This window comes from Bradyrhizobium algeriense, assembly GCF_003062295.1.
GTDB classification, from domain to species: Bacteria; Pseudomonadota; Alphaproteobacteria; order Rhizobiales; family Xanthobacteraceae; genus Bradyrhizobium; species Bradyrhizobium algeriense.
In genome coordinates, this window is the sequence record NZ_PYCN01000001.1 from 245,460 (window position 1) to 258,975 (window position 13,516).

At 62.3% G+C, this 13,516-nt stretch carries 10 protein-coding genes; 4 read left to right on the forward strand and 6 right to left on the reverse strand.

The window, feature by feature from the left end; all coding sequences use genetic code 11:
* Window positions 1-603 precede the first annotated feature (603 nt).
* Window positions 604-1,380 carry a transglutaminase-like cysteine peptidase gene (locus tag C7G61_RS01175; protein WP_108512244.1) on the forward strand — a complete coding sequence of 259 codons (777 nt, stop codon included), beginning with the start codon at window positions 604-606 and terminating at the stop codon, window positions 1,378-1,380.
* A 258-nt stretch (window positions 1,381-1,638) separates the two neighbouring features.
* Entirely contained in the window at window positions 1,639-3,819 is a 2,181-nt protein-coding gene (locus C7G61_RS01180) for a PQQ-dependent dehydrogenase, methanol/ethanol family (RefSeq protein ID WP_108512245.1), read from the forward strand.
* Window positions 3,820-4,125: 306 nt separating this feature from the next.
* On the opposite strand, the gene C7G61_RS01185 is transcribed toward C7G61_RS01180, so the two are convergent.
* From C7G61_RS01185 to C7G61_RS01210, 6 genes are all read right to left on the reverse strand, one after another.
* On the reverse strand, window positions 4,126-5,325 hold the full coding sequence (locus tag C7G61_RS01185; protein ID WP_108512246.1) for an ABC transporter substrate-binding protein: 1,200 nt from the start codon (window positions 5,323-5,325) through the stop codon (window positions 4,126-4,128).
* Window positions 5,326-5,405: 80 nt separating this feature from the next.
* Window positions 5,406-7,244, reverse strand: a complete 1,839-nt coding sequence (locus C7G61_RS01190; RefSeq protein WP_108512247.1) for an AMP-dependent synthetase/ligase — start codon at window positions 7,242-7,244, stop codon at window positions 5,406-5,408.
* 136 nt (window positions 7,245-7,380) lie between these two features.
* Entirely contained in the window at window positions 7,381-8,160 is a 780-nt protein-coding gene (locus tag C7G61_RS01195; RefSeq protein WP_108512778.1) for an ABC transporter ATP-binding protein, read from the reverse strand.
* 10 nt (window positions 8,161-8,170) lie between these two features.
* Window positions 8,171-8,929 (reverse strand): ABC transporter ATP-binding protein, encoded by a 759-nt coding sequence (locus C7G61_RS01200; protein WP_108512248.1) that lies wholly within the window; start codon window positions 8,927-8,929, stop codon window positions 8,171-8,173.
* A complete protein-coding gene (locus tag C7G61_RS01205; protein ID WP_108512249.1) occupies window positions 8,926-10,077 on the reverse strand; it encodes a branched-chain amino acid ABC transporter permease in 1,152 nt (383 codons plus the stop codon). The genes C7G61_RS01200 and C7G61_RS01205 overlap by 4 nt, the downstream gene beginning before the upstream one ends.
* Window positions 10,077-10,952 carry a branched-chain amino acid ABC transporter permease gene (locus C7G61_RS01210; RefSeq protein WP_108512250.1) on the reverse strand — a complete coding sequence of 292 codons (876 nt, stop codon included), beginning with the start codon at window positions 10,950-10,952 and terminating at the stop codon, window positions 10,077-10,079. The genes C7G61_RS01205 and C7G61_RS01210 overlap by 1 nt, the downstream gene beginning before the upstream one ends.
* Before the next feature lie 289 nt (window positions 10,953-11,241).
* On the opposite strand from C7G61_RS01210, the gene C7G61_RS01215 reads away from it, so the two are divergent.
* Both C7G61_RS01215 and C7G61_RS01220 read left to right on the forward strand, forming a co-directional pair.
* A complete protein-coding gene (locus C7G61_RS01215; protein WP_190241610.1) occupies window positions 11,242-11,994 on the forward strand; it encodes an ABC transporter ATP-binding protein in 753 nt (250 codons plus the stop codon).
* Complete coding sequence (locus C7G61_RS01220; RefSeq protein WP_108512252.1) at window positions 11,991-13,514, forward strand: permease; 1,524 nt, start codon at window positions 11,991-11,993, stop codon at window positions 13,512-13,514. Before C7G61_RS01215 ends, C7G61_RS01220 begins: the two co-directional genes overlap by 4 nt.
* Window positions 13,515-13,516: the final 2 nt, after the last annotated feature.

The following is a 13,516-nucleotide window of genomic DNA, read 5'->3' on the forward strand; positions in this document are numbered from 1 at the left end:
TATTGAAATGTCTAAGCTTGCATATCATTGGAAGGTGCCGCGCGGAACCACCCAATGCTTGTTAATATCTTAATATCGCGGAAAGCGACGCCTGGCGGGTTGGTCTTCGTGAAATTCCCCCAGAGATCGCAGATATCGCTGGTTGTCCTGGGGTTGTCTTGGGGTTGTCCTGGCAACAATACGGGCGGAATTCTCCAGTCCGGACAGCATTACTTCATGTATTCGAAGTATAAATTTGAAAAATATACTTGGCACTGTTTCCCCGTGGTTCCACGGGGGACTATGATGCGATTTTTGAAGTTCAAACTGTGAACCAGCTAACAAATCATACAATTTTCAGCAAAAAAGTCACATTAACCGAAAATCAACCACAAGACGCAGTTAAAGGCTGTTTCCAACAGCCCGCGCGCGCAGCTTGCTTAACTCGATCGATAAAATTCTCGCCAAATCGGCGGTGGTTATTTTGGGCTGTTTCGCACTTCGCGGCCAGCCTCCCCCCGTTTTAAGCGGATTAAAAGTACCTCCGCCCATCCTGCCCCTGCAAAATGATCCGGTCACGCGCAGGCAGAATACGCCCGCCGATGCCCGGACAAGGGGCGTCAGATGGGGTTGTCAGTCACCTCGCGCGCATGGCGTGCGGGCATCGTCGCGTGCGGTCTGGCCTGGTTCGGACCAGCCGACCTGCGGGCCGAGACAGCGGAGCCGTCCGCGCCGGCGGAATTGATCCAGCGATCGGCCGAGCCGTTCGGCCTTGCCGCATCTCTCCTCCCGAGCGGCGGACTGCGCGACAAATGGCTTGGCGTGCAACGCCGGCTCGACGACGAAATGGTGCAGCTTGCGCTCTGCGAGGGCGACCGCGACGGCTGCGTGTCGCCGGCCGCGCTGAAATTCCTCGACATCGTCGACGCCGCGCAGTCGCGCGAAGGTCGCGCCCGGCTCGGCGAAATCAACCGCGCCATCAATCTCGCCATCCGGCCGATGAGCGACCTCGCTCATCACGGCCAGATCGACGTCTGGACGTCGCCGCTCGCCACGCTCGAACGGGGCGGCGGCGATTGCGAGGATTATGCGATTGCGAAATTCGTCGCCTTGCGCCGCGCCGGCCTCGCGCCCGACGATCTCAGGATCATGGTGCTGCACGATACCATCCGCGGCGAGGACCATGCGGTGGCCGCCGCGCGGCTGGACGGGCGATGGCTGATGCTCGACAACCGCCGCATGGCGATGGTCGAGGATTCGCACGTCAGAAACTACCGGCCGACATTTGCAATCGGCGAACACGGCGTGATGCGATTCGCCGATTCTCCCCTGCTCGCCGCTGGGGGCAACAACCCTGTGGCTCCGCTCGTCGTAAGCTATCTGGCTGTCTCCGCCGACTGATCACCCGATCGCGCCGACTGACGGCGCGCAAATGTTGCACGGCGACAGTCGGCAACAATCTGCTTTCTTTGCATGATCTTCCCTGCCTCACGACCGATGGTGCGCTGCAGCCGGTATGCCCGATTGCATTCGTTTCGGTGAAACATGCCGAGACGAATTTTCTCTTTTTCATTTCACGCCTCGCTTTGATTGACGCGATCCTTCTCACCGGCATAGCATTCCGGCAGATCCGCTAGAGATCACTGGGAGGGGATTGAGATGACACGTTCGCCGCGCGTTGATTCCGCTTGCCGTTTGTTTCCTGAAATTGCCGTTACTTCCCGTCGACCGGCGCGCCTTGCGCAGACCGCGATCGCAATCGGGCTGGGCCTGACGCTATCCTGCAGCGCCGCGCTGGCGCAGACACCCGCCAAGGGATCGCCCGAGCACATCAAGGCCGTCACGTCTGCGGTGGATGGCGCATTGATCAAGGCCAATACCGCGACGTCGCAGGACTGGCCGACCGTCGGCCTCGACTATGCCGAGACGCGCTTTTCCAAGCTCAACCAGATCAACGCCGACAACGTCAAGAAACTCGGCTTGGTGTGGAGCTATCCGCTCGAATCCTCCCGCGGCGTCGAGGCGACGCCGGTCGTGGTCGACGGCATCATGTATCAGACCGCGTCATGGAGCGTGGTGCACGCCATCGACGCCCGCACCGGCAAGCGGCTCTGGACCTTCGATCCGAAAGTCGACCGCGAGAAGGGCTACAAGGGTTGCTGCGACGTGGTCAATCGCGGCGTCGCACTCTGGAAGGGCAAGGTCTATTTCGGCGCCTATGACGGCCGGCTGTTCGCGCTCGACGCCGCCACCGGCAAGGTGGTCTGGGAGAAGGACACCATCGCCAGCAAGGAGCACTCCTACACCATCACCGGCGCGCCGCGCGTATTCAACGGCAAGGTGGTGATCGGCAATGGCGGCGCCGAATTCGGCGCGCGCGGCTACGTCACCGCCTATGACGCGGAGACCGGTAACCAGGCATGGCGGTGGTTCACGGTGCCAGGCGATCCGTCAAAGCCGTTCGAGGATGAATCGATGGCGGCCGCGGCCAAGACCTGGGATCCGGCCGGCAAATACTGGATCAACGGCGGCGGCGGCACGGTCTGGGACACCATCACCTTCGATCCCGACCTGAACCTCGTCTATATCGGCACCGGCAACGGTTCGCCGTGGAATCAGAAAGTCCGCAGCCCCGCCGGCGGCGACAACCTGTATCTGTCCTCGATCGTCGCGCTGAATGCCGATACCGGAAAATACGCCTGGCACTACCAGGAAACGCCCGGCGATCACTGGGACTACACGGCTACCCAGCCGATGATCCTCGCCGACATCAACATCGACGGCGCGCCGCGCAAGGTGATCCTGCATGCGCCGAAGAACGGCTTCTTCTTCGTCATCGACCGCACCAACGGCAAGTTCATCTCGGCGAAGAACTTCGTCGACGTGAACTGGGCCACCGGCTACGACGCCAACGGCCGGCCGATCGAGATAAAGGAGGCGCGCAGCGACGAAGCCTATGACAGCATTCCCGGCCCTGCCGGCGCCCACAACTGGCATCCGATGTCGTTCAATCCGCAGACCGGTCTTGTCTATATTCCGGCGCAGGGCGTACCCGTCAACCTCACGCCGGAAAAGGCCTTCAAGCACAATGCCGTCGAGCCCGGCAAATTCGCCAGCGCAACGGGCTGGAATATCGGCTTCATGCTGAACGCCACGCCCCCCAAGAACCCGGCATTCGGACGCCTGGTGGCCTGGGATCCGGTCAAGCAGAAGGAAGCCTGGCGCGTCGAGCACGTGGCGCCGTGGAACGGCGGCACCCTCACCACCGCGGGCAACCTGGTGTTCCAGGGTACGGCCGACGGCCGCTTCGTCGCCTACAACGCCACGTCAGGCGAGAAGCTCTGGGAAAGCCCGACCGGCTCCGGCGTGGTCGCGGCGGCCTCGACCTACATGCTCGACGGCAAGCAATATGTCTCGATCGCGGTCGGCTGGGGCGGCGTGATCGGCCAGTGGATTCGCGCCACCGAATTGCAGAGCCCCGGCACGGTCTACACCTTCGCGATCGATGGCAAGGCGCCGCTGCCGGCCTTCGTGAAGTACCAGACCGAAGGCCTGTTGAAGGGCGTGAAGTATGACCCGAAGGATATCCCTGAAGGCACCGCCATCTACGTCGCCGCCTGCGCTGCCTGCCACAGCGTGCCCGGCGTCGACAACGGCGGCAACATCCGGAACCTCGGCTATGTCGCGCCGGAGAGCATCACCAACCTGAAGGACATCGTGTTCAAGGGCCCGTTCCGCGACCGCGGCATGCCTGACTTCACCGGCAAGCTGAAGGAAGAGGATATCCCGAAGCTGCAGGCCTTCATCCAGGGCACCGCGGACGCGATCCGGCCGAAGTGATGAAGTCATTCCGGGGCGCGTGCTAGCCGCGAACCCGAAGCACATAGCGAAGCAGAAGGGCCGCACGAGACGATCGCGCAGCCCTTTGTTGTTTCGGCGGGGTTCCAGCCGAAGTAGTAACAACCGTCATTGCGAGCGAAGCGAAGCAATCCATCGTGCCGCAAGAAGGAATGGATTGCTTCGTCGCTTCGCTCCTCGCAATGACGGAGCTCCGATCGGAGACCGCAAATACAATAAGTAAGGGCTGCGCGATCGTCTCGCGCAGCCCTGTGTCGTTAGCCTTTGCCGTTGGGAGCGAGCCCTCGCTCAGAACATCAGGCCTTCCTTGACCAGCACCCAGCGGCCGTTCTTGATCTGCTGGACCTGGGTGATCGTGTTGGCGAGATGGTCGGTCTTGGAGAACTTGGTCGGGGGCGAGTTGAAGATGTCGCGGAACTGCTCGCCTGACTCCAGCGCGTTCATCATCTTCTGGCCGGTCAGGTCCTTTCCTGCCTTCTCGGCGTAGAACGCAAAGGTCGTCATGGCGTTGTAGCCAATGATCGCCTGCGTATTGGCGTCCGAGCCGAACATCTTCTTGTAGTTGGCGAGCCAGTCCTTGACCTTGCCCTTTGCCGTGTCTTCGTACGGAATTTCGAAGCCCGAAGCCGCATAGAGGCCTTCGACCGCCTCCTTGCCGAGCGCCGGAACTTCCAGCACGTTGGTCGGTGTGGCGCCGAGGAAGGTGACGTCCCAGCCGAGCTTCTTGGCTTCGCCCATCGCGCCGATGGTTTCGCGGATCACCGTACCGAGCACGACCATATCGCAGCCGTCGGACTTCATCTTGGCGACCTGCGCGCTGAAGTCGGAAGCGCCGCGCTTGTAGCTGGTGACCGAGGCCGGCTCCAGCTTCATCGCCTTGACCTGCTGCGTGAACCCGTCAAGCACGTTCTTTCCGTACTCGTCGTCCTGATACAGGATGCAGGGCTTCTTGAAGTTCTTGCCCTCGATCATGTACTTGACCGCCGCGCGCGTGCTCTCGACATAGGGCAGCAAATTGTTGAACTTCAGCCGCTCCTGCGGCTTCGCCGGATCGAACTTGAAGGTGAATTCGGCCGCCGTCAGCGGGAATAGCTGCAGCACGCCGGCATCGAACAGGATGTCCTGCGATGCGAGCACGGTGGGTGAACCCATCGGGCCGACCATGGCGAAGATCTTGTCGCGCTCGACCATCTTCTGCGACGCCAGCACGGCGCGCTTCGGATCGTAGCCGCTGTCCTCGATGATCAGTTTGATCTTGCGGCCGTGGATACCGCCGGCGGCATTGATTTCCTCGGCTGCCATCTTCATGCCGTTGGAAACCGGAACGCCCCAGACCTTGATCGGGCCGGATAGATCCTGATGGGTTCCGATGACGATCTCGCTCGCCGAGATGCCTTGATCGGTAATCTTGGTCTGGGCTGCGGCCGGCAGTTGGGTCAGCGCAAGGGCGCTCACCGCAAGGCCCAACGCCCTAAACGATTTCGACATTGCAATATCCTCCTTGTTGGCCCGTGTTGAGCGAAGGGTAGGGCCTTCTCAATCCTTCGCCGTTTCCGATGTCCGCTGCGCTACGCCACCGCCCGTTCGCCATACATGGCGTTGATTTCGGCGGCATAGCGCTTGTTCACGAAGCTGCGCTTCAGCTTCATGGTCGGCGTCAGCTCCTCGTCCTCGGGCGTGAGCTGACGTTCGATCAGGTAGAACTTCTTGATGGTTTCGACGCGCGCGAAGTTGACGTTGACCGCCTCGATCTCGCGCTGGATCAGGTCCTGGATCTCGGGCGCGCGGCAGAGACTCGCGTAGTTGGTGAAGGGAATGTCGTGGTCCTGGGCGTATTTCTCGACATTCTCCTGGTCGATCATGACCAGGCACGTCAGGTACGGCCGCTTGTCGCCGATGACAACGGCGTCCGAGACGTAAGGCGAGAACTTCAACTGGTTCTCGATTTCCGACGGCGTGATGTTCTTGCCGCCCGAGGTGATGATGATGTCCTTCATCCGGTCGGTGATCCTGACAAAGCCTTCATTGTCGATCGAGCCGACGTCGCCGGTGTGCAGCCATCCCTTGGCGTCGATGGTCTCGGCGGTCTTTTCCGGCTGGTTCAGATAACCCATGAACAGGAAATCGCCGCGGATCAGGATCTCGCCCTGCGGCGAAATCGCGACCTCGCCCCAGGGTGCTGCCTTGCCGACCGAACCGAGCTTGATGCGATCGGGCGGCATCACGGTGGCGACACCGCAATTCTCGGTCTGGCCGTAGACCTCGCGCATGTCGAGGCCGAGCGCGAGATACCAGCGAATCAGATCCGGCGCGATTGGCGCAGCACCAGTGAAAGCCAACCGGCAGCGGTCGAGTCCGAGCATGCGGCGGATGTTGCGGAACACGAGATAGTAAGCGGCGCTGTTGGCGAGCCGCAGCGACAATGGCGGTGTATCGCCCTGCAGCCTGTACTCCGTCACCCGGTTGCCGATGGCGAGCGCGTTGCGGTACATCCACTTCTGGAAATTTGTCGCGTCTTTCAACGCAATCGTGATCCCGGAGTAGAACTTCTCCCAGACCCGCGGCACCGCGAGGAACGCGGTCGGCTGCACCTCGCGCAGATTGTCCGGCACCGTCTCCGGGCTTTCGGCGAAGTTCATCACCGATCCCAACGCCAGCGAAACGTAATAGCCGCCGACCCGCTCGGCGACATGGCAGAGCGGCAGGAACACCAGCCGCTCTTCGTTGTCGGTCGACGGAAACAGGTCGTTGGCGTGGCGCATCTGATGCGTCACGCTCCGATTGGAATGCATGGCGCCCTTGGGCGGGCCGGTGGTGCCTGACGTGTAGACGAGAACGGCGAGATCGCCCGCACTGCGGCGTTCGATCATCTCATCCCACAGCGCCTCATTGCCCTGCTCGTGGTTGCGCCCGAGCGCCGTGAACTCGGCCAGCGACAGCACCATCGGGTCGGTAAAGCCGCTCAGGCCCTCCATGTCGAACACGACGATCTTCTGCAGCGTCGGACACCGCGAACGGCACGACAGGATCTTGTCGAGCTGCTCCTCGTCCTCGGCGAAGATCACCTTGGTCGAGGAATCGTTGATGAGATATTCGACCTGCGAGGAGGAGTCGGTCGGATAGATGCCCGACGAAACACCGCCGGCGCAGAGAATGCCCATGTCGGCATAGACCCATTCCGGCACCGCGTTGGCGATGATCGAGGCAACGTCGCCGGGTTGGAAGCCTGACGCATGCAGGCCGAATGCGATATCCTTGGAGATCTGCAGCCATTCGCGCCAACTGGTCGGCTGCCAGATGCCGAATTTCTTTTCGCGGATCGCCGGCCGGTCGCCGCGGGTTTCCACGGACTTCAGAAAACTCTTCGCGATCGTGTCGGCGACCGTCAGCACTGCCGGTCTGGCCATGCGTCTTCCTCCCTCTGTCGCCTGCCTCAGGTGCCGGTCTTGGCAACCGGTCTTGCTTTCTTGAAGCAGGCCTGAATCTAGCCCTAACTCGTTCTGAACGCCATGCTTTTGACTGCGACGGTTAACGCCGGACCTTCTAACGCCAGGTCTTCTTCTTTTTCCAACGCCGCTCGCCGCGGGCGCCTTCTTCCTTGGCGCCGAGATAGAATTCCTGGATGTCCTTTGAATTCATCAGCCGCTCGCAGGTGTCGTTCATCACGACCCGGCCGATTTCCAGCACGTAGCCATAATGCGCCGTCTCCAGCGCTACCTTGGCGTTCTGCTCGACCAGCAGGATGGACATCCCCTGCTCCTCGTTGACGCGCTTGATGATGGTAAATATCTCCTTCACAAGGATCGGCGACAGCCCGAGCGACGGCTCATCCAGAAGTAGCAGGGTCGGACGGTTCATTAATGCCCGCCCGATCGCCAGCATCTGCTGCTCGCCGCCGGAAAGCTGTCCGGCCGGCTGGTTAATGCGCTCCCTCAGCCGCGGGAAATAGCCGTAGACCCGCTCGAGATCCTCCGCGACACCGTCGCGGTCCTTGCGCGGATAGGCGCCCATCATCAGGTTTTCCCGCACCGAGAGGAACGGAAACACCTCACGCCCCTCCGGTACGTGGCTTAAGCCCAGCCGCACGATCTTGTCGGCTTCCATGCGCTGGATCGGCTTGCCCAAAAACTCGATCGAGCCCTTCTGGGGATCGAGAATGCCGGAGATGGTCTTGAGCACCGTGGTCTTGCCGGCGCCGTTGGCGCCGAGCAACGTGACGATACGGCCGCGCGGCACCTCCAGGCTGATGCCGCGGATCGCCATGATCGGCCCGTAATAGCTCTCGATATTGCTGAGCTTGAGGATGATGTCGGAAGCGCTCATGGCATCATCCTCATGCGCCGAGATAGGCGGCGACGACATCGGGATGGCGCTGCACCTCGGACGGCGAGCCCATCGCGAGCACGCGGCCGTAGTTGAGCGCGATCACGCGGTCGGAGACGCGATTGACCAGCGTCATGTCGTGTTCGACCATCAAGACAGTGATGCCGAGTTCGGTCTTCATGTCGCGGATCCAGAACGACATGTCGTCGGTCTCCTCGACGTTCAGCCCGGATGACGGCTCGTCCAGCAGGATCAGCTTCGGCTCCGAGCACAGCGCACGCGCGAGCTCGATCACCTTGCGGACGCCGTAAGGCAGCCCGGAGATCAGCTTGTCGCGATAGGCTTCGAGATCGAGGAATTCGATCACCTGCTCGACGCGGCGGCGATGGACCTTTTCACCGGCGCGCACGCTCGGCAGGAACAGCAATTCCTGCCAGAGCTGCGTGGTGGAGTGCCGGTGACGGCCGACCAGCAGGTTGCTCAGCATGGTCGCATTCTCGAACAGCTCGATGTTCTGGAAGGTGCGGGCAATGCCGAGGCCGGCAATCTCGTAGGCCGGCTGTTCGGTGATGTCCTGGTCTTCGAAAAAGATCCTGCCCGAAGTGGGCGGATAGATCCGCGAGATCAGGTTGAAGATCGAACTCTTGCCCGCGCCATTCGGGCCGATGATCGAGAGGATCTCGCCCTTCTCTACCGCGAAGCTGACGGAATCGACCGCCTTCAGGCCGCCGAAATGCAAAGACAGGTTCTCGGCACGGAAGTAGCTCATCGGTTCCGCTCCGATTTCACATAGATTTTCTGACGCTTGAAGGTGGCACGCTTGTAGAGCGGGAATAGCTGGAAGAAGAGCTTTATCTTCAGCCAGCGCCCATACAGGCCAAGCGGCTCGAACAGCACGAACAGCACGATGATCACTCCGTAGATCGCGCCCTTGAGGCCGTTGGCGGAGGCAATGGCGGCGACGTTGCTGTAGATCTTCCCCGCGGTCACGCTGTCCGCGCCGAACGTTGCGAAGATTCCCGCGATGATGCCGGGCAGGTCGTCCTTCAGATAGGTCAGGAACGGATCGATCATGACCAGGAAGATCGCGCCGAGTACCGCGCCGTGCAGGCTGAAGGTGCCGCCGATCAGGATCACGATGATGAACTCGATCGAGAGCTGCAGCGTGAACATTTCCGGAGAGATGAAGGAGAGCTTGTGCGCGAACAGCACACCGGCCAATCCGGTAATCGCCGCGCTGATCGCAAACGACTTCACCTTGTAGAGCGAGACATTGACGCCCATGCTGCGCGCCGCCGTTTCGCTGTCGCGGATCGCGACGAAGGCGCGTCCCGTGGGCGAGCGCAGCAGATTGAGCGTGCCGATGATGGTCAGGATCAACACGCCGAGACAAAGAAAGTAGAAGGCCGGGCCGTTTTGCGGCACCGCCTGCCCGAACAGGCTCAAGGTCTTGACGCGCATGCCCTCATTGCCGTGGGTCACGCTTTCCCAGCGCGCCAGCACTTCCTCGACGATGAAGGCAAAGGAAATCGTCGCGATGACGAGATAGATGCCCGTCAGCCGCAGCGCCGGGAATCCGACCAGCGCACCGACCACGCCGGTCAACAGGCCGCCAGCCAGGAAGTAGACCGGGAACGGAACGTTGTATTGCTGCAGATAGGCCGCCGTATAGGCGCCGATCGCCAGAAAGGCGGCGTGGCCGAGCGAGGCCTGCCCTGTGAATCCGGTGAGAATCATCAGGCCTACGCCCACCGTGGCGTAGATGCAGACGAACACCAGCTGGCTGACCAGATAGCTCGACAGCACGAACGGCGCGATCACAAGAAACGCCAGCAGGATGCCGTAGGAGACGACGTAGCCGCTGTGCGGAAACAGCCTGATGTCGTCTTCGTAATCCGTCTTGAAGAGGAACCGCATTAGACCTTCTTCCGCGTATGGATACCGAACAGGCCTTCGGGCTTGAGCAACAGCACCACCAGAAGCACGATGTAGGGCGCGACGTCCTTCCAGCCCTGCGGCAGGTAGAAGCCGGCCATGCTCTCGATCACGCCGATCAGCACGCCGCCCACCACCGCGCCGGGGATGGAGCCGAAACCGCCGAGCACCGCGGCGGGAAACGCCTTCAGGCCCAGCACGAGACCGACATTGGAGTGAATGAAGGTGATCGGCGCCAGCAGCACGCCGGCGGCAGTCGCGACCGCAGCACTGATCGCCCACACGATCGACACCACGCGCTTGACCGGAATGCCCATGTAGTAGGCGGCCAGCATGTTCTCCGAGCTGGCACGCATCGCGGTGCCGAGCGTGGTGCGGTTGAAGAAGAGATAGAGCAGCGCGCAAAGGATCACGGTTGCGGCGATCACCGAGAGCTTGTCGTATGCCAGCACCAGCGAGCCGATCCGCAACACGCCATCGCTGAACGGCGTGTCGATCTTGAAATCGTCGGTGCCCCAGATCATGCCGACCACGGAGCGCAGGAAATATCCGAGCCCGATCGTCGCCATGATGATGGAAAACTGCGGATAGCCAAGGATCGGTCGCACCACGACGCGTTCGGCCAGCATGCCGAACGCCGCCATGGCGATGACCGCGCCGGCGAATCCGAGCCAATAATTAAGGCCGAGCATGCCGATGAAGGTGAAGGCGAAGAACCCGCCCAGCATCATCAGATCGCCCTGGGCGAAATTGACGACCTCGGTTGCCTTGTAAACGAGCACAAAGCCGAGCGCGATCAGCCCATAAACGCAGCCGAGCGCGATGCCACTCACCAGCTGCTGAACGAAGTCCAGCATCATTTCCCTCCCCGATGCCGGGCGATTCTGTCGATCGCCTCTTCCGCATCTTGTGTCTACACGCTACCCGGCATCCACGATGCCGAACAGCTGCATATGTCCCGCTGCATTGAGCCCAAAGCGCCGAGCCCTGTCAACAAAGCGGTGGCTGCTGTGCTGTTAAGAATTGCGCAGAAATGCCGCAGCCCGGGAAGTTGCGGGGTTCGCTGCGATTTGGCGTGCAAGATTCACCGCGCCGAAAGCTCTTCGGTGCATGGTCCGCAGTGAACAACTGGATCGCCCTGAAGTCATGAAATCAGATCTATCGGCGCTCGAAGTGCGAGGGTTAACGAAGCGTTTTGACCGCCCGGCGGTCGACGCGCTCGACCTCACCATTCGGACCGGCGAGTTCTACGCCCTGCTCGGCCCCAACGGCGCCGGCAAGACCACGACCTTGCGGATGGTCGCCGGCCTGCTGCGGCCTGACGCCGGCTCTGTCTCCATATTGGGCGTCGATGCGCTCGCCGATCCCGTCGCCGCCAAGCAGATCATCGCATGGGTCTCCGACGAGCCGATGATCTACGACAAGCTGACGCCGCTGGAGTACCTCGAATTCGTTGCCGGCCTCTGGGGCATCGATCCCACGGTTTCCGCCCCAGCGGCGCAGCAGCTTCTGCTGTCGCTTGGCCTCGAGCCGCATCTGCACGAACGCTGCGAGGGCTTCTCCAAGGGCATGCGCCAGAAGGTCGCGCTGGCCGGCGCTCTGGTTCACGATCCCCGGTTGATCATCCTGGACGAGCCGTTGACCGGGCTCGACGCGCTGTCGGCGCGTCACGTCAAGGGATTGCTGCAGGACCGCGTCCGCGCCGGCTGCACCGTGATCATGACGACGCATATTCTCGAAGTCGCCGAGCGGATGGCCGACCGCATCGGCGTCATCACCGCAGGCAAACTGGTGGCCGAGGGCACGCTCACTGAGCTGCGCCAGCAGAACGGCCGCAACGACACCAGCCTCGAAGACATGTTCATCGCCCTCGTCGACACTGAGGCGGCCGCCGCATGAGTTCGGCCGCGGCGCTCACCTGGTTTGCCCGGCACGAGATCCGGCTGGCGTGGCGCGAATGGCTGGCGATGATTGCCGGCAGACGTGGCAAGCGAAAGCGCGCGATCATTGCCCTGATCGTATTCGTCGCCGTCATGCACCTGCCGGCCTATGCGGTGATCGGCCGCTTCGCCGATTTGCAAGCCCCGCTCGGCAAGCCGGAATTGATCGTCATCACGGCGACCATCTTTCTCGCCTGGGCGTTGATGCTGTCACAGGCGATCGAGTCGGTGACACGGGTGTTCTACGCCCGCGCTGATCTCGACCTCATCATGTCGTCGCCGGCGAATCTCGCCAACGTGTTCTCGGTGCGGATCGCGGCGATCGGACTGTCCGTGATCGGGATGGCGCTGTTGCTGTCGACGCCCTTTGTCGACGTTCTCGTGATCGGCGGCGGCATCCGATGGCTCTCCGCGTTCGGCGTCGTCATCGCCATCGGCCTTACGGCCGCGGCCGTTGCGATCGCGATCACGGTCGCGCTGTTCAGGTTGATCGGCCCAAGCCGCACCCGCCTCGTCGCGCAGATCGTGGCCGCCATCATTGGCGCCGGCTTCGTCATCGCGCTCCAGGTCGCAGCCATCCTTTCATACGGTACGTTGTCGCGCTTTACGGTGCTGACCTCCGATGCCGCTTCAGCCTACGCGCCTGCGCTCGACAGCCCGTTGTGGTGGCCGGCGCGCGCGGCGATCGGCGATGGCATGGTGCTGTCGTGGCTGATGGCGGGCGGGCTCCTGCTGCTCGGCGTTGTGATGGCGGTCTTCTCGCCGAGATTTGCCGATACCGTCGTCAGTGTCGCCGCAACTGCCCGGTCTGTCCGTCGCGGGCCGCGCTTGACCGCATTTCGCGGCGGTTCGCGGCAACAGGCGCTGCGCACCAAGGAGTTCCTGCTGCTGCGGCGCGATCCGTGGCTGTTGTCGCAAAGCCTGATGCAACTGCTCTACCTGGTGCCGCCGGCCTTGCTGCTGTGGCGAAGTTTTTCCGAAAGCTCGGCCGCGATCGTGCTGATCACGCCCGTGATCGTGATGGCGGCCGGCCAGCTTGCCGGCGGCCTCGCCTGGCTGACGATCTCGGGCGAAGACGCCGCCGACCTGGTCGCGACCGCGCCGCTGCCGCCATCGCGCGTGATCCGCGCCAAGGTCGAGGTGGTGCTCATCTCAATCGGTGCCATCTTCACGCCACTGATCGCAGCACTTGCGTTTGCCTCCGTGACGCAGGCGATCGTCACCGCGCTCGGCGTAATCGTCGCAACCGTCTCCGCGGCCGCGATCCAGCTCTGGTTCCGCGTGCAAGCCAGACGCAGCCAGTTTCGCCGCCGTCAGACCTCGTCGCGGCTGGCGACATTCGCAGAGGCCTTCTGCTCGATCGGCTGGGCCGCGACCGCGGCGCTCGCCGTCACGATCCCGATCGCCGCCGTGATCAGCGGCGCGATGACCGCGGCCATTCTCGCGGCGACGTGGAAGATCAGCCCGCGGCGGGGCTAGTC